The 18,350-nt window shown below is 55.8% G+C and carries 25 protein-coding genes and 5 pseudogenes; 22 read left to right on the top strand and 8 right to left on the bottom strand.

Annotation, left to right across the window (positions count from 1 at the left end):
• Positions 1 to 81: 81 nt before the first annotated feature.
• From KHO49_RS16320 to KHO49_RS16315, 3 genes are all read right to left on the bottom strand, one after another.
• On the bottom strand, positions 82 to 219 hold the full coding sequence (locus KHO49_RS16320; RefSeq protein ID WP_213665327.1) for a hypothetical protein: 138 nt from the start codon (positions 217 to 219) through the stop codon (positions 82 to 84).
• A gap of 131 nt (positions 220 to 350) precedes the next feature.
• Positions 351 to 560, bottom strand: a complete 210-nt coding sequence (locus KHO49_RS31050) for a hypothetical protein (protein WP_110596581.1) — start codon at positions 558 to 560, stop codon at positions 351 to 353.
• Between the two features lie 25 nt (positions 561 to 585).
• Positions 586 to 1,347: a S24 family peptidase gene (locus KHO49_RS16315; RefSeq protein WP_213665326.1), complete on the bottom strand. Its 762-nt coding sequence runs from the start codon at positions 1,345 to 1,347 to the stop codon at positions 586 to 588.
• 93 nt (positions 1,348 to 1,440) lie between these two features.
• Here KHO49_RS16315 and KHO49_RS16310 point away from each other — a divergent pair, with 93 nt between their 5' ends.
• From KHO49_RS16310 to KHO49_RS31045, 7 genes and pseudogenes are all read left to right on the top strand, one after another.
• Positions 1,441 to 1,662, top strand: coding sequence for a transcriptional regulator (locus KHO49_RS16310; protein ID WP_213665325.1), 222 nt, complete (start codon positions 1,441 to 1,443; stop codon positions 1,660 to 1,662).
• A 53-nt stretch (positions 1,663 to 1,715) separates the two neighbouring features.
• Complete coding sequence (locus KHO49_RS16305) at positions 1,716 to 2,255, top strand: DUF8585 domain-containing protein (protein ID WP_213665324.1); 540 nt, start codon at positions 1,716 to 1,718, stop codon at positions 2,253 to 2,255.
• A gap of 356 nt (positions 2,256 to 2,611) precedes the next feature.
• Positions 2,612 to 2,737: pseudogene (locus KHO49_RS16300) on the top strand (phage replication protein); the annotation flags it as partial.
• A gap of 605 nt (positions 2,738 to 3,342) precedes the next feature.
• Positions 3,343 to 3,984, top strand: coding sequence for a hypothetical protein (locus KHO49_RS16295; RefSeq protein ID WP_213665323.1), 642 nt, complete (start codon positions 3,343 to 3,345; stop codon positions 3,982 to 3,984).
• 131 nt (positions 3,985 to 4,115) lie between these two features.
• The gene (locus KHO49_RS16290) at positions 4,116 to 4,436 is read left to right on the top strand and encodes a hypothetical protein (RefSeq protein ID WP_041117060.1); all 321 of its coding nucleotides are present in this window, start codon (positions 4,116 to 4,118) and stop codon (positions 4,434 to 4,436) included.
• Positions 4,437 to 4,563: 127 nt separating this feature from the next.
• Entirely contained in the window at positions 4,564 to 4,893 is a 330-nt protein-coding gene (locus KHO49_RS16285; RefSeq protein ID WP_213665322.1) for an MFS transporter, read from the top strand.
• On the top strand, positions 4,890 to 5,240 hold the full coding sequence (locus tag KHO49_RS31045) for a hypothetical protein (RefSeq protein ID WP_249735655.1): 351 nt from the start codon (positions 4,890 to 4,892) through the stop codon (positions 5,238 to 5,240). Before KHO49_RS16285 ends, KHO49_RS31045 begins: the two co-directional genes overlap by 4 nt.
• 32 nt (positions 5,241 to 5,272) lie before the next feature.
• Here the strand turns inward: KHO49_RS31045 and KHO49_RS16280 are convergent, their stop codons facing one another.
• Positions 5,273 to 5,479, bottom strand: coding sequence for a DUF6434 domain-containing protein (locus tag KHO49_RS16280; protein WP_110596586.1), 207 nt, complete (start codon positions 5,477 to 5,479; stop codon positions 5,273 to 5,275).
• 454 nt (positions 5,480 to 5,933) lie between these two features.
• Here KHO49_RS16280 and KHO49_RS16275 point away from each other — a divergent pair, with 454 nt between their 5' ends.
• The 7 genes and pseudogenes from KHO49_RS16275 to KHO49_RS16240 all read left to right on the top strand — a co-directional run bounded on the left by KHO49_RS16275 (position 5,934) and on the right by KHO49_RS16240 (position 10,225).
• Positions 5,934 to 6,476: an NADPH-dependent FMN reductase gene (locus KHO49_RS16275; protein ID WP_110596587.1), complete on the top strand. Its 543-nt coding sequence runs from the start codon at positions 5,934 to 5,936 to the stop codon at positions 6,474 to 6,476.
• A gap of 4 nt (positions 6,477 to 6,480) precedes the next feature.
• A pseudogene (locus KHO49_RS16270) lies at positions 6,481 to 6,741 on the top strand (putative metallopeptidase); the annotation flags it as partial.
• 621 nt (positions 6,742 to 7,362) lie between these two features.
• Positions 7,363 to 7,782: pseudogene (locus KHO49_RS16260) on the top strand (DUF4055 domain-containing protein); the annotation flags it as partial.
• A gap of 188 nt (positions 7,783 to 7,970) precedes the next feature.
• Positions 7,971 to 8,617: pseudogene (locus tag KHO49_RS16255) on the top strand (glycoside hydrolase family 19 protein).
• Positions 8,614 to 8,808 carry a hypothetical protein gene (locus KHO49_RS16250; protein WP_110596589.1) on the top strand — a complete coding sequence of 65 codons (195 nt, stop codon included), beginning with the start codon at positions 8,614 to 8,616 and terminating at the stop codon, positions 8,806 to 8,808. Before KHO49_RS16255 ends, KHO49_RS16250 begins: the two are co-directional and overlap by 4 nt.
• Before the next feature lie 316 nt (positions 8,809 to 9,124).
• Positions 9,125 to 9,532: an acyl-CoA thioesterase gene (locus tag KHO49_RS16245; RefSeq protein ID WP_102882589.1), complete on the top strand. Its 408-nt coding sequence runs from the start codon at positions 9,125 to 9,127 to the stop codon at positions 9,530 to 9,532.
• A gap of 267 nt (positions 9,533 to 9,799) precedes the next feature.
• Positions 9,800 to 10,225, top strand: coding sequence for a hypothetical protein (locus KHO49_RS16240; protein ID WP_110652662.1), 426 nt, complete (start codon positions 9,800 to 9,802; stop codon positions 10,223 to 10,225).
• Positions 10,226 to 10,480: 255 nt separating this feature from the next.
• On the opposite strand, the gene KHO49_RS16235 is transcribed toward KHO49_RS16240, so the two are convergent.
• A complete protein-coding gene (locus tag KHO49_RS16235) occupies positions 10,481 to 10,834 on the bottom strand; it encodes a hypothetical protein (protein ID WP_110596591.1) in 354 nt (117 codons plus the stop codon).
• 573 nt (positions 10,835 to 11,407) lie between these two features.
• Here KHO49_RS16235 and KHO49_RS16230 point away from each other — a divergent pair.
• Positions 11,408 to 11,791 (top strand): c-type cytochrome, encoded by a 384-nt coding sequence (locus KHO49_RS16230; RefSeq protein ID WP_102882590.1) that lies wholly within the window; start codon positions 11,408 to 11,410, stop codon positions 11,789 to 11,791.
• 279 nt (positions 11,792 to 12,070) lie between these two features.
• Here the strand turns inward: KHO49_RS16230 and KHO49_RS16225 are convergent.
• Positions 12,071 to 12,469: pseudogene (locus tag KHO49_RS16225) on the bottom strand (GNAT family N-acetyltransferase); the annotation flags it as partial.
• A gap of 246 nt (positions 12,470 to 12,715) precedes the next feature.
• On the opposite strand from KHO49_RS16225, the gene KHO49_RS16220 reads away from it, so the two are divergent.
• The 3 genes from KHO49_RS16220 to KHO49_RS16215 all read left to right on the top strand — a co-directional run bounded on the left by KHO49_RS16220 (position 12,716) and on the right by KHO49_RS16215 (position 14,281).
• Positions 12,716 to 12,856 (top strand): PA0050 family protein, encoded by a 141-nt coding sequence (locus tag KHO49_RS16220; RefSeq protein ID WP_003083582.1) that lies wholly within the window; start codon positions 12,716 to 12,718, stop codon positions 12,854 to 12,856.
• Between the two features lie 62 nt (positions 12,857 to 12,918).
• Positions 12,919 to 13,056: a PA0050 family protein gene (locus KHO49_RS31040; RefSeq protein WP_240322014.1), complete on the top strand. Its 138-nt coding sequence runs from the start codon at positions 12,919 to 12,921 to the stop codon at positions 13,054 to 13,056.
• A 493-nt stretch (positions 13,057 to 13,549) separates the two neighbouring features.
• Positions 13,550 to 14,281, top strand: a complete 732-nt coding sequence (locus KHO49_RS16215; RefSeq protein WP_102882592.1) for a transporter substrate-binding domain-containing protein — start codon at positions 13,550 to 13,552, stop codon at positions 14,279 to 14,281.
• A 132-nt stretch (positions 14,282 to 14,413) separates the two neighbouring features.
• Here the strand turns inward: KHO49_RS16215 and mddA are convergent, their stop codons facing one another.
• Positions 14,414 to 15,187 carry a methanethiol S-methyltransferase gene (mddA, locus tag KHO49_RS16210; protein ID WP_102882593.1) on the bottom strand — a complete coding sequence of 258 codons (774 nt, stop codon included), beginning with the start codon at positions 15,185 to 15,187 and terminating at the stop codon, positions 14,414 to 14,416.
• Positions 15,188 to 15,299: 112 nt separating this feature from the next.
• Entirely contained in the window at positions 15,300 to 16,235 is a 936-nt protein-coding gene (locus KHO49_RS16205; RefSeq protein ID WP_213665321.1) for a hypothetical protein, read from the bottom strand.
• Positions 16,236 to 16,438: 203 nt separating this feature from the next.
• On the opposite strand from KHO49_RS16205, the gene KHO49_RS16200 reads away from it, so the two are divergent.
• The 4 genes from KHO49_RS16200 (at position 16,439) to KHO49_RS16185 (ending at position 18,311) form a co-directional block, all read left to right on the top strand.
• A complete protein-coding gene (locus KHO49_RS16200) occupies positions 16,439 to 17,071 on the top strand; it encodes a GNAT family N-acetyltransferase (protein WP_213665320.1) in 633 nt (210 codons plus the stop codon).
• Positions 17,068 to 17,460 (top strand): MliC family protein, encoded by a 393-nt coding sequence (locus KHO49_RS16195; RefSeq protein ID WP_102882596.1) that lies wholly within the window; start codon positions 17,068 to 17,070, stop codon positions 17,458 to 17,460. The genes KHO49_RS16200 and KHO49_RS16195 overlap by 4 nt, the downstream gene beginning before the upstream one ends.
• A gap of 227 nt (positions 17,461 to 17,687) precedes the next feature.
• A complete protein-coding gene (locus tag KHO49_RS16190) occupies positions 17,688 to 17,846 on the top strand; it encodes a hypothetical protein (protein WP_162884058.1) in 159 nt (52 codons plus the stop codon).
• A 144-nt stretch (positions 17,847 to 17,990) separates the two neighbouring features.
• The gene (locus tag KHO49_RS16185) at positions 17,991 to 18,311 is read left to right on the top strand and encodes a YbjQ family protein (protein ID WP_102863244.1); all 321 of its coding nucleotides are present in this window, start codon (positions 17,991 to 17,993) and stop codon (positions 18,309 to 18,311) included.
• Positions 18,312 to 18,350: the final 39 nt, after the last annotated feature.

The raw sequence follows: 18,350 nt of genomic DNA, 5'->3' as shown, positions 1-18,350 counted from the left end.
GATCGGCGAGGGTGCTGATCAGCATTGCGGCGGTGCAGAGGGCGAGGGCAGGGAAGGAGCTACGCCAGAAGAGAATTGCGATCACGACTCGACCAGCGAGAGAAGCCGCTCGCCCAGGGTGATCTTGGCGTTGGCCTGCTCCTTCTTGATGCCGGTGGCCTGGGCGACCTCGGAGAGAGACAGACCTTCGCGACGGAGTTTCGCGCAGCGGATCGCCAACTGCTGGCCGCGCTTGTGCGCGCCGGCACCGCTTATTGCCGTTGCTCCAACTGAGCCACGCGATAGCGCAGAACCTGCAGCACCCAGCCGCTGTAAGCCTCAATGCTTTTAACTGTGTTGAGCCGCGCTCCTTAATGAAGCGTCCTAACCTTGCGACTTTCGCCGATCCTGATTCGATCCAAGGCCCTGTTTAATCCATCCAGTGCGTCCAGGAGGGCTTTCGCTTCGACCTCCCTACCTTCACCCCAAAGCCTCTCGGCCATTCTGTTGAGGGCCTGGATGGATCGCTCGATATCAGCAGCAGTTGCTGCTTTGCTATGCGATGGTTGTTTCTTTGGCATTCAACACTTCCGTGGAGCTTGAGGGTCAGCGAGCAAACATCCCCCACCAGAACACATGGCCCAGGATCGAAATTTGTTGCTCCTGGGCTTCGGCGAAGGTGTAGTCCTCATCCGGATGCTCGTCACGATTGAAGCTTCGCAGACGCAAACCAGTAGGCAGGCGGTAGACCTGCTTCACGCGTAGCTGGCCGTTGTGGTTGATCGCGTAGAGGTCACCGTCGACGATATCGCCAAACGAGTTCTTGCCGGTGTTCACGCCGACTGTAGCGCCATCACGTAGCACGGGGAACATACTGTTGCCGCGGGCGATCACACACTTTGCGTTGCTGAACTGCACATTATTACGGCGCAGATCGCTCTTGAAGAAGCGCAGCTTGGCGGTGTCACTTTCTTCGATCACAAACCGTCCAGAGCCAGCCGCCAGTTCCACTTCCCGCAGGAAAGGGACGTAGACCTCATCGTCATGGAGCGGGGTTGCGTCATCCCAGGTCTCGATGTTGGAGAGCTTGACGCCTGCCTTTCGTGAGGAGTCGTTGGTCACTGGAGCTTCAGCGACGCTCAGAATATCCCCCATCCGCTCACTCAACCCCCAGTGCGCAGGCGTAACGACATCCGAGAAATACGCAATCAGCTCCATGAGCTTAGATTTGTCGATTCGCCCCGTCTTTACCCAGCCTTGGACAGAGGGGCCCGCCACGCCGAAATCTTCGGCGAGCTTTTTCTTTGTAACGCCTTTGGCGACCCGAGCTTGCTCGATGGCTGCGCCTAATTCTATTCCTGTAAGCATTGCCTAATTAAGCCTAGTCGGTTGTTGAGTAGGCAATGGCTTTTTATGGTTAGCTAATGCCTTTTTTAGCGCGTGACAAACCAGAGAAAATCCATGACACCAGCAGAAGCGGTTCGGAAGGCAGCCGGGATTTTGGGCAGCCAAATAGCGCTGGCCAGCCGTCTTGATGTTCGAACCCCAACTGTTAGCCAGTGGTGTTCGGAGGATCGGCCTGTTCCGGTAGCAAGGGCGCTTCAGATCGAAGCGCTCACATGCGGTGAAGTTAAGAGGGAGCAGCTTTGTCCCTCGTTTTCCTGGGGCGAGATGGTCGCCTGAGCGACTGCCCATCAGCCTACTCAGTAAATCCAGATTAGAAGAGAGCGAGCTCCATGGAAACGTCCAGTTCCAGACATGCCTTACAAACCCGTGATCAGGTTCTGGTCGCCCACGCTCAAAACCAGATCGCCCGCATCAGCTTGAGCCAGGACGATTTCGCCCAAGCATTGAGCCGGGAGATTTGCCTGCGAGTTCCCGCCGCGAAGATCGTTCAGACCAAGGTCCCGGACTTCGAGGAGCTCGTTCGCCTAGACGACGTAAGCGAGTTCGTGAAGGCCACCGGCCGCTGGCTGTCTGGTGATCAGGAGATTCCGTCCTGGTTGGAGGAACCGTGGGTCAACGCGTTGGAGCCGAAGTTCCGCGATTACTGCATCAACGAACTGGCCTGCCGCCACGGCTTGATCGGCGCCCGCCAAATGCAGAGCGAGCAGTGGGCCAATAAAAGCTTCGGCGCGTTGGTTAGTGCGCTGGGTGACGTGATCGATACCAGCAGCGAAGTTTTCGATGACCAGATCATGAGTGAAGAGGACATACCGCACCTACCGGCGTTCGCCAAGGAATGTCGGCAGGTTGAAGCGCGGCAGAGGAGTTAGGGCGTAAGGACGGCTGGTTCTACAAAACCATGGAGGAGTGGGAGGCCGACACGGGGGTGACGCGTTCGGACCAGGAGAGTGCGCGCAAGAAGTTGGTCAAGGTAGGGGCGCTGCAGGAGATGAAAAAGGGCGTCCCGTGCCGTCTGTTTTACCGGGTCAACATCGACGCCATTCGCGCAAACTTGTCTGCGGAAAACCCGCAATCCAGTTTGCAGGAATCCTGCAAACAAGGATGCAGCAAGCCTGCAAGCAAGCGTGCTAGAAAGCCGCAGGCTATTACAGAGACTACAGCAGAGATTACCCCAGAGATTACCCCAGAGATTACCCCAGAGATTACGGCAGATACTATGCCGCCCAGCTCTGGCGGGTTGGTGGTACTTGACCGCATTGAGGTGCACCGAGTCGAAATTCTCGCCGACATGCCGGGCCCGAAAGACCAGGCCTGCAAAACCTTCAAGACCTGGGCGAACTGCGCCATGGCTTAGGTCGGTCCACTGCGCGCCTGGCCACGATCGGCAAGGTACTGCGCGCCATCGACACGCTGCCGTTCCAGGTGCAGAAGTTCGGGCACTACCTGCACCACCCGGTGATGAACATGAAGCACCTGCTGAAGTAACGCGAAACGCACACAAAACCCTGAACCCGGCCACTGCTCCGGGTTTTTTATTGCTCCGATTTCACCTGTAGCCAGGACAGCCCTCGGGATAGCCTGGACGTCGATAGCCGGATAGTGTGACGTACGGAATCAACACAGGCAGCCCGCGCATTCTGCTCCATCAATGCTTACAGTGTGGCGCGAGACTGGAGTTGTGAGATCGATGTGCTGAGGTGTCGACGTCGGGAATTTTATCGAAAGAATGAGATTTATAGGGATGAAACGTATCTCGCAAAATACTGGTTGAATAGACAGTGTTTTGTTGAGATAGTCATTCCACTGCTCGAGTACATAGGATGCGAGTATCAGCTTGATAAAGGTGCTGATCTGCATGTGACCGAGTGAAGGCTTTGAGCCTCGAGCTATCGCCCTTGAGCGACATGAAAGCGGAATCATCCGCGACAAATCATTCGACTCAATAGGGCAATCCAAATGAAAAAGACTATCAGTGTTTCCCTGCTCGGTTTGTTGGCGCTTTTTGGTGCCAGCATGAGTGCCTTTGCTGACACAGCAATGTCCTGGAACTTGGCAAGGGATGTAATTCTGGCAAAGGAGAGTGCTCCACAAGGTTCTCCTTGGTCGTTTATGCAGAACTCGTCTGGTGTGAACAAGGCCGAAAACTACGTCCCATTGCCGTACTTCAAAGCCGACTCATGCAGTAACCTCCAGGCTACATGCTGGATGGATCAAGTGTCTGGGGCACACGTGTCGGTTCACCTGAAACCTTACACCTACACGGCAAACGGCAGCTTTACCATTGCAGCTGGTGACGTGGCATTTCACCCAGGCCAGAGCAGTCAGACCGTCATCCGTTGGACCAGTCCTGTGGTGGGCGAGGTCAATATTCTCGGGCGAGTAAGCAGTATTCACAGTAGTTGCGGTGACGGCGTTGCCTGGTCTTTGAATCAGGGGGATACGGTTCTTCAGTCCGGTAGCTTGGGCAGAGGTAACGGTGCTGTCTTTTCGGCCAGCAAAGTGCCTGTCACCAAAGGTTCTGCTCTCTACGTGGTCCTCGACAAGAAGGCCAACTACGTCTGCGACACCAGCACCATCGACATGCTCATCACCAGATAAACAGATGGTGCTCAGCCGTATCAGGCTGTAGTCGCCAGCTGACTGAAAGCCAAGAGCTTCAAGCCATCGCCTTTGAGCGACATGAAAGCGGCACTATCCGCACCACTCATTTCACTCAAAAGGTATATCTCATGACTCAAGTTACTGTGGGTAGCAAGTTCATCAACCAAGTAGGTTACAGGCAATACGTCAATGCTCTTGTAGAGCCTGCGGCAAACACTACTGGCATCGTCATTCGTACGGTCTCAGCATGCGGTGGCCGTTTGTATGCGGATACCGTGAAGCCGCCTCTCAGCCATCGAATGGATAGCTACCCTGCAATTTTTGCGGCGTCGTCCGGTTCCAACTTCGACACTCTTCCTTATGAGCTGGTGGTTCCGGCTGGGCTTGGTATTTTCTGGGCCCCTGGGAATGACAACTCCAGCGTATGGATGACCTACGACAACCTGTAAGCGTTCATGAGCGTCCGGCTTTTGTGCCGGACGTTCTGCTTCCTGCAAAAAAAGCATGAAATGCTCAATCCCATTGAGCTTCCGATGCCCCCCTTTTTTCTCGAATCATGCCCACGGAGTCGAGCGCATGGAGTTTCTGTACCGCCTGCTCGACAGGCTTGATACGTGGTTTACCGCGCGATTGGTTGGTGCGTTCGCCGCGAGCTGGTGGCACCGCGATGACCTAGTGGACCGAAAAGCCTGGGCCGTCTTCATTTTCTCGGGTGCTGTTTGCGCCCATTACTTGACTGGACTGGTAAGCGCTTACCTGGGAGTGGTTGAGCCCCGCAGCGTTGCCGGTATCGGTTTTCTGCTCGGCACCTTCGGCGGCTCGTTGATCGCTGCCATTACCCGAGCAATCAAAGCTGCTGACCTTTGGGCGTTCATTCGTTCGAAGTTCGGGGGAGGTGGCACATGATCCTGGACCACGTTGCAACGTGGTCGGCTGGCCTGATCGCGCTATGGGCGACCTGGTGCTGCTTGAGTGGGAAGGTCCGCGACGGGGTGCTAGGGAAGTTGATCTACGCGACTATCGCGCTGAGCGGCTACGCGCTCCTGGTACGCAACGATAGGCTGATCATGTCCCAGTCGGTGGCCGAGGCGACCTTATACGCCTCCCTGGCCTTGGCCGGCGTTCGGCACGTCTTCATGGTCACGTACTGGCAGAGGGTGAAGGTCTGGCTGTGCCGGGCTCTGAACTGCGAGCACTGCTTGAAGGATTACCGGTATGGGCCAGATGGGGTTGAGCGGCGTCGTTCACGTTAGCTGATGACGCCCTCAAACGGACCTTCCCATGGTCAGCCTCGGGTACGTATCCACTCATCTGCTACATCGCCCATCGTCACTGGCTCGCCGCTTTTGATCCAAGCCATGAAGGTGCGATTGAATTTGAATGCGTCGCCGCACTCTCCAGTCAGGAACTGTCGCACCTTTTGCGTATTTCGATAGTTCTTGTCCAGCGGCGTGTTACGGGTAATTGGCCCTGCGTGCCAGTCGAAGCTCATTTCCTTTTCCTTGGATGGCGGCATAAGTCGCGAGCTTAACAGCGCCCGCACCACAAATCACGGGTGCGCCATTTTGTGGTGCGGATATCGCGAGAGGTAACTTCTATGCTGCATGGGCACGTCCACACACAGACCCAGATCATGGTGAGTGGTAGTGGGGAGCATTAGTAGGGCGATGAGGATGATTGCTTTAGTCGAGCGCTGCATTATCGATTTCCTGTGATTTAAGAACTCGATACCCAGTATCTAGATCAACAGAACTGGAATAACTCAACTCAATGCAGTTTATCGATGTTGGGCTATCCCACAATTCAGAGGCAATTTAATGACAACCAAGCAACCCGACTGGGAGGTGACCGAACGAGCCTCCCGGACAGGGGTCCAGTCATGTCTGAGATCGTCCTGATTCACGTATGCGACACTGTGCTATCTCACGGGAATGGAATGTTTACAAATGGTCCAACTGTTAGCGGTGTCCGGAAGCATTCGCGCAGCATCTTCTAACTCCGCACTGCTACGTGCGGCTGAGGTGCTGAGCCCTGAGGGGGTGTCGATCAAGCACTATCTGGCGGTCGGTCAATTACCGCACTTCGATCCGGATCTGGCTGATGATCCGCCGCAGATCGTCGCAGAGTTACGGGCTTTGGTGGGTAAGGTAGATGGCATCCTTATTTCGTGCCCTGAGTATGCTCGTGGAATACCTGGTTCTTTCAAGAACGCCTTAGATTGGCTTGTGGCCAGCCATGAATTTCCTGATAAGCCGGTTGCACTGTTTAACGCTTCACCTCGTGCGAGTCATGCCCAAGCGGCGCTTCGGTTGGTGCTGAACACCATGTCCGCAATAGTTGTCGAGCCTGCGTCGATAACTGTGAATCTGCTCGCTAAAGGAATGGATGAGGCGGGCATCGCAGAGAACCTAGAGATCAGTAAGCAGATCGTCTCAGCATTGGTTGCATTCAAGAGCCACATTGAGGTCATGTCGGAATCGCGAAGGTGAGCGAATGAACAGGCCTGTGCCTACCCTCTCACTGCTTGAGCTAACCAATCTGTCCGACCTCGGTATCCGCTTGGCCCCAGCCCTTGAAGTGTGGGAGTGGATCCAAACCGAGATCCTCGCCCACATCGGCAGCATCCACAACGAAGACCATACCCACCTACTGGATGCAGACATCCGGGTTATGTGGGCATCGTCGAGCTTCGAGAAGCAGGGGCGGATAGTTCTTGGCCAGGCCGAGCAGGTAGCGTTCCGCGCCGGCGGTTGGGTTCCCAGGCAGACCAACAGTACGCCGTTGCTGAGTACAAGCTGGAGCCAGACGAGAATGTCCCCGCTACCCCGCACCTATGAAGCGCCGGTAAGGCTGACGCCAAAACAGGCGAACATTTACGTGTGGGGCTTCCAGCGTAGTGCGTGGTTCCGCGATGCCGTGTGTGGTCGCCGATTTGGTAAGACCTTCCTCGGCAAGGCAGAGATGCGCCGCGCGGCCCGCCTGGCTGCGGAGTGGGGCGAAAGCGTCGAGGATGAAATCTGGTACGCCGCCCCGACACAGAAACAGGCTCGCCGGGTCTTCTGGCGTCGGCTCAAGCAGGCTATCCCCCGTGAGTGGCGTGAGTACAAGCCGAACGAGTCGGGCATGCTGATCACGCTCAAGAGCGGGCACCTGATTCGCTGTGCCGGCTTGATGGTCAATATCGACCAGTGCCCTCAGCTCACTCTCTGCCTCGAGCGGCAGACCTACAACGACAAGGGCGAGCCTGACAAAGATCCGAAGAAGGGGCACGACCACATGAACGATGCTGCTGGCTACTTCATTGCCAAGCGTTATCCGATCAAAGCGATCGTCACCTCTATCAAAATGGGATACGCCCGATGAGCAACGACGTCTCCTTCAAGCGGGCGGATTACATATGCGCAGCCCTTGCCCAATACGCTGGTCAAGGAGGCCATGGCCGACAAGAACCAGATGATGATCGAGTTGGGTGCTCGCATGGTCGTGGCGTCTCTGTCGTCCAAAACGGCAACCGAGGCCCGTGGCGATAAGTCTGCATCGACTTCGGTCCTTGCCGGGTGTGTGGCCAACGTCAGCGAGGCCTACACCAGGGCGCTCATGTGGTGCTGCGCGTACATGGGCATCACTGACAAGAAGGTCGCCTACCAGGTCAACCAAGAGTTCGTGGAGCTGACAGCTGATCTGCAGATGATCACCACGCTCGTCGGGCTCTGGCAGAACGGCGGATTCGCGAAGGCTGATCTGCGGGTCTACCTGCGTAAGCAGGGGCTGATCGCTCCTGAACGCACGGACCAGTAGCACTGTCTTCAGAGGTGCTGTACATGAGGGCTGCTACGGCCAGCAAGGGTCAATTGTGCACTGCATGTGGAACTCGCCGGAGACCACATATGACGGTGTTTACAGCACGCCCCCCCCCAGGGGTTCATGTCGCTGCTTTCAGATCGCATGCCTTCTTGTTCGTACATAGACACTGCTGAATACCCATACCCGTTCAATCCACAGCTGTAACTACAGCGTTCGAATGCGCCCGCCCAGTCGCGGGCGTTTTTGTTCCTACGCTCAACCGCGCCATGGCCCGCTGGAAGATCGATTCCCGCCTGCGTCAGGCTGCGTTTCTGGCGCAGGTCGGTCATGAGTCGGGCCAACTGTGCAACCTTGTGGAAAACCTCAACTACCGCGTCGACCGTATCCGCCAGATAGGCCAGGCCTCCGCTGTTGGCAGCCGGTGGCGCTCGTTGGTGCTGCGGGCGGATGAACTGGGCGGCAAGCCGGAGCACTTCGGCGATGCTGTTTACGGCGGGCGTATGGGCAATGGCCCGGAGGCCTCTGGCGATGGTTTCCGTTACCGCGGGCGCGGGCTGATTCAACTCACCGGCCGCAGCAACTACCGCGCAGCCGGTGAAGGCCTGGGCCTGCCGCTTGAAATCCAGCCCGAACTGCTTGAGCAACCAAGCAGGCCGCTCAGTCTGCCGCGTGGTGGTGGGCGCAGCATGGGCTCAACGAGCTCGCCGACGCCGGCCGCTTTCAAGACATTGGCAGCATCATCAACACCGGGCAGCCAGGGCGGATTCCAAATGGCGCTGCAGATCGCAAGGAGCTGTATGACCTGGCGCTGAAGGTGCTGGTATGAACGCCCTGGCGATAAAGGTTGGCGGGGTCGCTCTGGTGCTGCTACTGCTTGCCCTGGCAGGTTGGGCGCTGACGGACTCATACAACCAAGGCCTGTTGGCAAAGGACAAAGAGTGGCAAGCGCGCTGGAATGCCCGTGACGCCGGCGACAAACAGGCTTGGGCCCTGGTCTTTCCTTGCTTAACAGTCTGACGGCCACGCACGACACCTTCAAAGTGGAGCATTCCCTTGAGCTGACGCTTGCTGAAGTCACATAGCGCCGCACCAGCGCGGCATATGTTCATTGTTACCCCAGACACGTCCATCGGCGGCGACCCAGCCGGTCACGGTCTAGATGCTCGCGGCTTCTGGGGATTGCTGCATCACGACTTTTTTCAGAAATGACTTCGTCCTTGGCCGCTATACCGTCTATGCAGTGGAGAAGGGAGGGAGGTATCGTGTCCTTGGGCAAACAGCAGCTGCGAGTTGGTTGTTGTAACTTCGTCACTCAATATTAAGGATTGATCTTTTGCCGAACTCAGTGATTATCAAGAGGAAGGTGTTGTTCGGCGACTGTGATCCGGAGGGGATTGTCTATACACCTAGGTTTTCGTACTTTGTGGTTGAGGCCGTTCATGATGCACTTACAGTTTGGCTGTCCGGTCCCGGATTAAGAACGCTGCTAGGTTTTAATTTACTGCCTCCAGCAAGGGCCTTCTCGCTAGAGTTTCTTCATCCGGTCACTTGGGATGACGAGCTTTCAATTAAGGTAAGTGTTTCCAGTGTTGGGCTTCACTCGTTCACATTTTTAGTCGAGGGCAGTTTGACGCCAGATGTTATGGCATTTACTTCTAGCCTTACACACGTTTGTGTCTCACCGATTACCAGAGAAGTTATTGAGGTTCCTTTGCAACTGCGGGCGTTACTCCAGCCATGAGCGTTATAGTTAATTGGACGAGACAGACTGGGCGTGGCGCGTGCGGGCTTAACCTTTTTCCAGCTCACCCAGTTTCCTGGCGTGCAGCGCGTCACCACTGAATTGCGTGCTGCTGATGCCGTCGGCCAGTTCTAGAGGGGAAAGCTTCTTTCCTTTCTGACTGGTGATGACCCAGGCGGATACGTCGATCCCTTAGTGATGCGCTGAGCCTCGGGTACACTGCGCAGGTCGATTGGGCTGGCCAGTCATATACTCAGATCTGGAATTATGGACACAAGTACGCTTCAAGTAAGGAACGCTTCACGCCCGGCACCGGTCATCTTCGGAGTGGCCTACTGCCTGCTCCTGACGCTCAAAATTGCTTATTGGCTGGTCAATGAAGGCTGGGACTTAGCCAGGACAGGAGATATCGCGCTGATCATGCTGCTACCCCCTGTACTGACTTGCTTACTGCTGGCTACGGGCGGCCTGTTGTTTTGGGTGCGTAGCGCAAAATCCTCGTGGTGCCTCATGGGGGCACTGCTTTTGGGGCTGACGCTGATACCGCTTATGTTGCCGGAAATTTTCGTAGTACCGGCCAGCATGTACGCGCAGGTTGCCTGGCATGTGTTGCCGTCCACTCTGCAAGCAATCCTGCTGATTGCCGTTTGGGTCTACAGCCTGCGGCTGCGTCGAACCGGTTACTTCAAATAGATTGTCAGGTTCTAAGCCCAACCTTTCGTTGGGCTTTTTAGTTTCCAGCCTCTGGATGTTATCGTCTTCCGATCTCACAAAAAGCTGAAAGCATGCGGACTTTGATTGCGGAGTTGGGACTGGCTGGTGACTTGCTCCTCGAACATGATTAACGGTCAACAAGCAGAGGCAGCAGCAAAAACTGAGACGTATGCATTTCAGGGAAGGCCTGCCAGTGCCTGGGCGTAGTAACGGTGGTAAGGGATGGTGGCTTACTTATCGGCGCCGCATAACTTGAGATGCGGTTTCCATCGCGTCAATGAGCTGCGCTATCGTAAGATTGCCTTCCTCCTGATATCGCATTCGCGCGATTCTCATTAAGTCCCTAGCTTCCGTATATGCTTTTCGCCTTGATGCTGGCGATAGAAAAGTCAGCACTGCCGCTACTATCCCAGACAGCATCGCCATCGCACTGGCGTCGTCTGCGTTGAGCCTTGCAGTGTGGGCTGCCAGGAAAGCAAATGCCCCTGCTGATACCCCAAGCGTGTAGTGAATAATCGACCAGGCCAGTTCTTTTCGTTTATAAAATTTCTGCTGTTTAATGTACTTTCTAGGTATTTCACGACCCATGACAGACTCCTTGTAGTCATGCGACTCGCAGGCTGCGAGCTAAAACATACCAAGCTTAGTAAAAAATGATCATGGCTGGACGTAGGCTTTCAAGGTACTGCGCAACTGTATGACAGCAGATCTGCGTGCGAGTGAAAGGCAGGTCAATGAAAGGCTTTTTGGGGCCGCCTTCATCCAGTCGCTCGAACCAACATCGGGCACAGAGCCCGGTGTGGCCAGGTTTGCCGGAAGAAAGCACCGCGGGTGTCCTTCTTTACGTGTGCACAGCCTTGGGATTGTTCATTAGCCTTTCTGAACGATCGTTGCACGCAAGAGCGTCTCGAAGGAGAATGGCGGGCTTCTAATCACCGTCATTAGGATCAGTTCTGTTAAATCAACGAGCTGATATCAGGCTAGTGGTCGGGCATGTCAAGCGAAATACCGTTTGGTCTGAAGTTTACTTCTCGGGGGGTAAGCACCTTGCTAATGAATAATCTCGGTCTAGATGTTCTCGAGAGAGTTGAGTGTTGTAGAGGTATGACCGGGGTTTTCCTTCGATTCAGATCTTGTTTGTCCAATAAGGCCACATAAAAAATGAAAGAAAAAGTATTGCTCATCGTTTCGCTAGGGGTTATGTCGTTGATTCAAGCATCCCTATCCTTCGCGGATAATGCCAATGGAAAAAATCTCTATCTACAGCGATGCGCTATGTGTCACGGAGCAGATATCAAGGGAACGGGGCCATTGGCAAATAAAAGCAATCCGCCCACGCCTGATCTAACGACATCCGCATTTAAAAAACGCCTAAATGATTATCCAGGCGTTATCGTTTCATCAGTAATACTGCGACCCAATGGCGACTTGATTCCAAGAACTTTACGGGAGAATGGTGTAAAGCTATCGCCATTCTCTTGGCGGGTTAATGATTTTCGCGATTTAAATCAATATATGAGTGGTGTGATTTTAAAAAGCCGATGATTTTTAGAGGAGGCGCGGGTACAGAGCTCTAAGGAGCGCGGCATCCTTCATTGCCAGTGACTGATCATGTACAAGTGCGTGAGATACTCGGGTGTGCAAGGCTCACAGATCTATGGTGAGCGCTCTGCTGGAGTCAAGGGCTCACGAGCAACCGAGATTGGTTTACGAGAAGTCCAGGTTCGCGGTGAGCTTGCAATAGACAGGAAGTGTATTGGTGGTGCATAGCTGAATGCTCCTGTATGTGAAATGCAAAGCCCGGCCAAATGCCGGGCTTTTGTATTAATCAAAGCGACTCGGCTTCTCTATTTTGTAGAGCAGGTACTCTTGAGTGCGATCAGTGAGTTGTCTGATGGCGCGATGGGAGAGGTGCCCGCCGATTTTTTCCATGGCGCGTTGAGAGCGAACGTTCTGGCTGTCAACGTGAAACCAAACAGTGTCCACCCATTGAAATGCATGGGTCAGCATTAAATGTTTCAACTCTCTATTGGTTCCGCCTCCCCAACGATCACGAGCCAGGAAGGTGTACCCGATCGTCACTTCTCGTTTCTTCTCATCGAATTCGTAATAGCGAGAGGAGCCGATCACTTGGTTATGGCTGCGATCGATAACGATAAGCGCGCCTTTTGAAGCAAGTGCCTCGTTAAACCAATGGTGAAAAATGGACTCCTGATAGCGCGTTGGACAAGGTCTTAGCCTATCCGATAGGAATGATGACTTCGGATCCGTTTAGCCTCTGGCGCGACAATACACCGCACTGGCGCAACCGACGTGACTGGTCTTTTCTGTTTCGGGTCCTTTGGCGTGCTCGCGGACCGATCTGGCGGTAGGTGCGTGAGGGACGGGTGTTTGAGCCTTCAGCGGGCAATGGCCTGGCTACAGGGGCGAACACGGATAGTTATCATTGTTTCGATCAAGGAGATCACATTGAAAAGGAAAATGTTGGCGGCTTCGCTGCTGTTGTGGATGTTCTCACTGACGGCGCAGGCGGATTGCGCCGTACTGGGGCCTGGGGAAGATCCCTGTGCGGGACCGGTTCTAGGGCCTACGGTTTGCGAATGTCCCTGATATTGGCTTGTGCCCTCGACAGGGGGGCATGGATTGCTCGTCTACTGACCAGGAGGTTACAAATGAAGAAAGTCATGTTGGCTGTACTGCTGCTTTGTGGTTTTTCCCTGACTGCCCAGGCCGCGTGCCCGGTATTTGGCCCATCCAAGGACCCGTGCAGTGGCCCGGTGTTTGGTCCGTCTACCTGTGAATGCCCTTAGGCAGGTCATCTGGCAGGTCCGGTTGAATCCGGACCTGCTTTCTGAAGCTGGTACTGTCCACTCCCGAGCAGGCTTTTAAGCGGCTCCCTTAAAACCCGCCCTGAGCGGGTTCTTTATTGCCTTGAGAAAACATCGGCAGGCGCTCCAACCGAGCGCGGTAGAAGGTATGTGGTGTTGACTGCACTTAAACGGAGAGTTTCTGATTAAATGAGGCTGATTTTTTCAGGAGGTTCTTTTGTTATGGAAAATGTGTTCCGGCAGCCATTGTTCGTAGTTGGCATGACCTTGCTTGCTGTAGGGATGGGAACCTCGAACCCCGGTTTTTGGATACCCGGGAGCGTCTTTATGATTATCGGTTGGTCGCAACGGCAGAAGGATTGAGGTGGCTGCTGTGTGAGTGCGTTGACAGTTACGCGCTAGTCAGAGCTCATCAGGTAGTTGTATCGGCTAAATCGGTCCTGCTTTTCACTGAACCTCATTCACGGAGCAAAACATGAGTGCTATCAACCGCGCGGTCCTGGACGACCTTGCACCGCAAGGCGTGCTGCGGGCCGCGATTAACTTTGGCAACCCAGTCCTGGCGCAAAAAGGTAGCGATGGTTCGCCGCAAGGTGTGTCGGTCGCCTTGGCAGAAGCTCTGGCTGAAGAGCTCGGCGTAAGTTTGCAGTGCGCCACTTTCGATGCCGCCGGCAAGGTCTTTGCGGCGCTGGAGGAGGGCGTCTGGGATGTTGCTTTTCTGGCTATCGAGCCGGTGCGTGAGGAGCAGATCGCCTTCAGCGAGCCATACGTCATCATTGAGGGCACCTATCTGGTGGCGAAGGATTCACCTTTCCAGGCGGTCGAGGATCTCGACCAGCCAGGCCTGCGGTTGGCGGTGGGCAAAGGCGCGGCCTATGACCTGTTTCTGTCTCGTACGTTGAAACATGCTCAGCTTGAACGGGCGGAAACCTCGGCGGGTGCGATCGATCTTTATCTTCACCAGCATCTGGATGCGGCGGCCGGCGTGCGCCAACCCCTGGAACAGATGGCGGCCAACACTGCGGGTTATCGTGTACTGGAGGGTGCGTTTACGGCTATTCGTCAGGCCATGGCAGTGCCGCGGCAGCGGGAAGCAGGCGCGACCTATGTCAGGGACTTCATCAAGCGCAAGAAGGCCGAAGGATTCGTCAAGGCCGCACTGGCCCGGAGCGGGCAGGCCGATGTGACTGTCGCGCCTCTTCAATAGCGGCGTATTGGTCATATCAGGTCTATGTCGACGGCAGGTGCGTTTCTCTTGCAGGACCTGTGGGGGAGGGGAGTGACTGTTGGAGACGTCCTCCCAATCAGGATTTCAAGAGCGTTCAACCTTCTTCGCAACTCAGGGCTTTTTGCGTGAGGGCAGCAGCATGCCAACCTGCTGTTTATAAGCCAGGTACTGCTTGCCAAAGACTCTGGCCATGTCTTTCTCTTCGAGATGGGTTCCCACGAATATGTAAGCGGTGCAGGTCAATGCGAACACGAGGTGTCCGATAGTCATCTCAGGCGTTGTCCAGAAGGCTATGAGAAAACCCAGATACATGGGGTGGCGAACAACTTTGTAGAGACAGGGCGCAATGAAGTTCAGGGGCTCGGGCTGAGTTTTGTAGAAACCACGGAAAGCCTGTTTCAAACCAAACAACTCCAAATGACTGATCAGAAACGTCGTCAGTAATGCGAGTCCCCATCCCGCCCAGTACAAGCCGTTCAACAACGCCCTGAGCACCTCGGACTGAGCGCTCCATACCTTGGCCGGGATGGGTTGCCACAGGATGAACAAGAGGATCAGCATCAGGCTGCTGCATAGAACATAAGTCGCTCGCTCTATGGGGGCGGGAATGAGCCTGGTTATTTTTTTCTTGAAGCCTTCGCGGGCCATGACGCTGTGCTGGACCGCGAACAGGGTGATAAGGGCGATATCTATAACTGTTGCAACCAGCCCATGGCGATATACCCCTGAGTCAATGTTTTTTGGTACCAACAACGAACCGAGAAAACCAATCAAGTAGAGGAAGGTCAGGAGAAAAATCACGTAGCTGCAGAGGCTGTAGAGCAGATAAAGCAGGTTTTTGGCAGTGTTTCCGGTTGTTTTTTTCAGTTTGGAGTCCGCGTTCATGAACGATTCCTTTCGGTCATGGCGGAGACTGCAAACTTGCGCCCAGAGTGGAAACTCAATTAATCGACGCTTAAACCTAGCACTGATTGTCGCCTGCTGTTCCTTGGCTGTTTCAGCGTTGTCCCGGATCCGGCTGCACCAGATGCCGCCAGGGAAATACTTGCCGGGCAAAATGCTTTACGTAGCCGCCGCCAGTGGCTTGGATCACCATGAACTGCAATGCAGGGCGCAGGTGTTGCAGGCTCTCGAGCTGTTCCAGGCTCAGGCAGGTGTTGCGCAGGCGCAGCACGCTCAAAGGGTCGCAGGCAGCACTGGCGAATAGTTGTTCATAGTCGGCGAAGGAGGTGACGGACTGTTCTTCGCGCTGATCCGCCCAGTTGTTCTGCAGCGCGCTGGATTCGGTGAAGTCCAGGTTGCTCAGCCGCGGCAGATTGTCCGAGCCGGCCAGGTTGGCAATGAAGTGCTGGGTGTCCCAATGGCCGCCAATGCGCAGGTGGGTAAGGTGCGGCAGATGGACCTGGAAGAAGCTCGAGTCGGGGGCATTGGGCAGGGTCAATTCGCTCAGATGCGGCGCCTTGGCGACAAAGCGGGCGATTTCTCCTGCCTCCTCCATCAGCATGCCGGCTTTCTGGATCAGCGAGGCATTGTGATCCTGGGGCTCGCTGGGGCGAACCGACAGCGACCTGAGAATGGGAAAGTTCACGTCGCTGTCCAACAAGGGCGTGAACTCCCATTCGCGGGTGCCGTTTGCCCCTTGGTCCGGGCCGGAAAAGGCCAGGGAACTTAGGGTGTCGGCCACTGCCTGGTCGGCGAGGCATTCCAGGGTCCAGGCAAAGGGCTCATCCCACAGCTCGCCATGAAACTCCAGATGCAGGCCACCACGTATCGGGGCCAGGGCCAGGTAGTTGTAGTCACTGACCCACAGCGGCCCCGTCAGGTCTTCTGGGTGGTCGTCGCGCTCGGTTGCCTGGTCCCGGGTGAAGTCATGGATGCGTTGCTGTAGGGCCAGCAAACGCTGGTAGCCCGGCGAAGACAGAGGGGTGGACATGGTTGGAATCCGCTGCTGGGTGGGGCCGGGCTGAGCCGCTGGCGAGGGGCGTCGATGATAAGTCCTGGCGCCTGCCTGAGTCTTGGTCTGGCAGAGTGCCTTACACATTTTTTCAACAAATTAGCCATGCCCCCGGTTGCACAGGGAGCGCTAGGATCGCCTTTTCATGCTCGGGTCTTGTGGCCCTTTCGGAGCGTTACCCCATGCAACAAGGACCATTGCCTCATTCATCCACTGGACTGTTAGTCAGGGAGATCACCTTGGTGGATGTCGAGCGGTTGCAGGCGTTCTTCGTTGAGAATCCGGACTACTTCCACATTGTTCACGGCTGTGCACCGCAGCCGGACGAAGCCCGCGATGAAATCGATGACCGCTTGCCAGAGGGCTGGTCCTTCACTCGCAAGTGGAAGATCGGTTACTTCGACGGGACAGGTGCCCTGGTGGCCATGGTCAGTATCGTCAGCGATCTGCTGGCGCCCGGGGTCTGGCACGTGGGTCTGTTCATGGTGGCCAGTTCGCTGCGGGGCCGGGGCATTGCCCGGCAGCTGCATCGCGAGCTTGAAGACTGGGCGGCCGGAATGGGCGCGCGCTGGCTGCGCCTGAGCGTGGTGTTCGCGAACGTGCGGGCCGAGGGCTTCTGGAGAGCCTGTGGCTATGTTGAGGCTCGTACCCGCGATGGGATCGAGCTAGGCCAGTTACGGCACCGGGTGCGCATCATGATCAAGCCGCTGTCCTGGAACGGTTCGCAGCGCAGGGTGAAGCCTCTCGGGCATGAACTAAAATCGCTGTCACCAGTCCCATGGGGCATCTTTGACCAATCGGGGGAAATACCGTGAAAACTCGTCTCGCAACGCTCTGCGCCGCAGCTCTGGCTTCGGCCCTGCCGATTTTGACCGAGGCTGCCCAGGCGCAGGCGCCCGCCCCTGAGCCGACCTATCAGAGCCAGGTGGCGCGCTATCAGTGCGAGGGTAATGTCCGCATCGATGCGGCCTATCTGAATATCGACAATGGCACCTCGTTTGCCACGCTCTACTACAAGGACCAATTGATTCCCATGCACATTGCTCGCTCGGCTTCCGGCGCGCTGTATGTGGCAGACGACGAACAGAACAGCTTTCGCTGGCACACCAAGGGCAAGCTGGGCGTGTTGTCGTTCCTGGAGGCAGATCACACCGCCAAGGAGCAGCAACTGCTCAAGGACTGCCAGGAGATTGATCCGCAGTAACAGCTCCCCCGCAGAGGGGCTTGAGGCAAAAAAAAGCCCGCGCGAGCGCGCGGGCGAACTGTAGTTGCTTGAATGAGCGAAGCAACTATACGCAGACGGAGTTAGCGTCTGGGTGAAAGAAGTTTCATCTTGCTCAGGGTGTGTTTTGTCGGCAAAAACGAGCCGTTGCCGGATCTGTTCTAACCTGAAATGGCGAGTTAAAAATCCCTTCAGGAAGAGAGGTGGGCATGGCAACACAACAGCAACGCCCTTATGAGCAGGAGCGCAGTGACGAGGCGGCGCAGTACCAGGTCGAACACAAGGAGCCGCCACCGCAAACCTGGAAACACCCGGACGATGGCAAGAGCCTGTCGGAACTGGACGAAGAACGGCCCTTGAAGCCCTGATCCCAAGCCCCGCTCCAGAGCGGGGCTGTTGTGTGTGGCGACGCCATTGTTGCCCATGACCGACCCTCACCGTCGCTCTGATACCATCGCCAGCCTTAATGTCCCGGGAATTCGGGACGGAATGTCTGTTCAAGGGAGAAATACATGATTGTCACCACCACCGCCCATATCGAAGGTCGGGAAATTGCCGCGTATCTGGATATCGTCAGTGCTGAATCCGTCCAGGGTATCAACGTGGTCCGCGATCTCTTTGCCGGCATGCGCGACTTCTTTGGTGGTCGCTCTCAGACCTTGGAGCGCGCCTTGAAGGAAGCGCGGATCCAGGCCACCAGTGAAATCAAGGAGCGGGCCCGTCAGTTCAACGCCGACGCAGTGGTCGGCGTGGATTTCGAGATCAGCATGCCTTCAGGGCGTGGCGGCATGGTGGTGGTGTTTGCCACCGGGACCGCCGTCAAGCTCAAGTAACGTTCTGCCCGACTTCCTGCTGCCCGACTTCCTCCCGTC

It is taken from the genome of Pseudomonas sp. RC4D1, from assembly GCF_018390395.1.
Lineage (GTDB): Bacteria > Pseudomonadota > Gammaproteobacteria > Pseudomonadales > Pseudomonadaceae > Aquipseudomonas > Aquipseudomonas danubii.
Note: the sequence above shows the minus strand (reverse complement) of the source record. Positions and strands in the feature narration are given on the sequence as shown.

Excerpts from the sequence above, each read along its gene's own strand:
- KHO49_RS31050 (WP_110596581.1), bottom strand. The coding sequence starts at position 560 with ATGCCAAAGAAACAACCATCGCATAGCAAAGCAGCAACTGCTGCTGAT.
- KHO49_RS16315 (WP_213665326.1), bottom strand. The coding sequence starts at position 1,347 with ATGCTTACAGGAATAGAATTAGGCGCAGCCATCGAGCAAGCTCGGGTC.
- KHO49_RS16310 (WP_213665325.1), top strand. The coding sequence starts at position 1,441 with ATGACACCAGCAGAAGCGGTTCGGAAGGCAGCCGGGATTTTGGGCAGC.
- KHO49_RS16305 (WP_213665324.1), top strand. The coding sequence starts at position 1,716 with ATGGAAACGTCCAGTTCCAGACATGCCTTACAAACCCGTGATCAGGTT.
- KHO49_RS16295 (WP_213665323.1), top strand. The coding sequence starts at position 3,343 with ATGAAAAAGACTATCAGTGTTTCCCTGCTCGGTTTGTTGGCGCTTTTT.
- KHO49_RS16290 (WP_041117060.1), top strand. The coding sequence starts at position 4,116 with ATGACTCAAGTTACTGTGGGTAGCAAGTTCATCAACCAAGTAGGTTAC.
- KHO49_RS16285 (WP_213665322.1), top strand. The coding sequence starts at position 4,564 with ATGGAGTTTCTGTACCGCCTGCTCGACAGGCTTGATACGTGGTTTACC.
- KHO49_RS31045 (WP_249735655.1), top strand. The coding sequence starts at position 4,890 with ATGATCCTGGACCACGTTGCAACGTGGTCGGCTGGCCTGATCGCGCTA.
- KHO49_RS16280 (WP_110596586.1), bottom strand. The coding sequence starts at position 5,479 with ATGAGCTTCGACTGGCACGCAGGGCCAATTACCCGTAACACGCCGCTG.
- KHO49_RS16275 (WP_110596587.1), top strand. The coding sequence starts at position 5,934 with ATGGTCCAACTGTTAGCGGTGTCCGGAAGCATTCGCGCAGCATCTTCT.
- KHO49_RS16250 (WP_110596589.1), top strand. The coding sequence starts at position 8,614 with ATGAACGCCCTGGCGATAAAGGTTGGCGGGGTCGCTCTGGTGCTGCTA.
- KHO49_RS16240 (WP_110652662.1), top strand. The coding sequence starts at position 9,800 with ATGGACACAAGTACGCTTCAAGTAAGGAACGCTTCACGCCCGGCACCG.
- KHO49_RS16235 (WP_110596591.1), bottom strand. The coding sequence starts at position 10,834 with ATGGGTCGTGAAATACCTAGAAAGTACATTAAACAGCAGAAATTTTAT.
- KHO49_RS16230 (WP_102882590.1), top strand. The coding sequence starts at position 11,408 with ATGAAAGAAAAAGTATTGCTCATCGTTTCGCTAGGGGTTATGTCGTTG.
- KHO49_RS31040 (WP_240322014.1), top strand. The coding sequence starts at position 12,919 with ATGAAGAAAGTCATGTTGGCTGTACTGCTGCTTTGTGGTTTTTCCCTG.
- KHO49_RS16215 (WP_102882592.1), top strand. The coding sequence starts at position 13,550 with ATGAGTGCTATCAACCGCGCGGTCCTGGACGACCTTGCACCGCAAGGC.
- mddA (WP_102882593.1), bottom strand. The coding sequence starts at position 15,187 with ATGAACGCGGACTCCAAACTGAAAAAAACAACCGGAAACACTGCCAAA.
- KHO49_RS16205 (WP_213665321.1), bottom strand. The coding sequence starts at position 16,235 with ATGTCCACCCCTCTGTCTTCGCCGGGCTACCAGCGTTTGCTGGCCCTA.
- KHO49_RS16200 (WP_213665320.1), top strand. The coding sequence starts at position 16,439 with ATGCAACAAGGACCATTGCCTCATTCATCCACTGGACTGTTAGTCAGG.
- KHO49_RS16190 (WP_162884058.1), top strand. The coding sequence starts at position 17,688 with ATGGCAACACAACAGCAACGCCCTTATGAGCAGGAGCGCAGTGACGAG.
- KHO49_RS16185 (WP_102863244.1), top strand. The coding sequence starts at position 17,991 with ATGATTGTCACCACCACCGCCCATATCGAAGGTCGGGAAATTGCCGCG.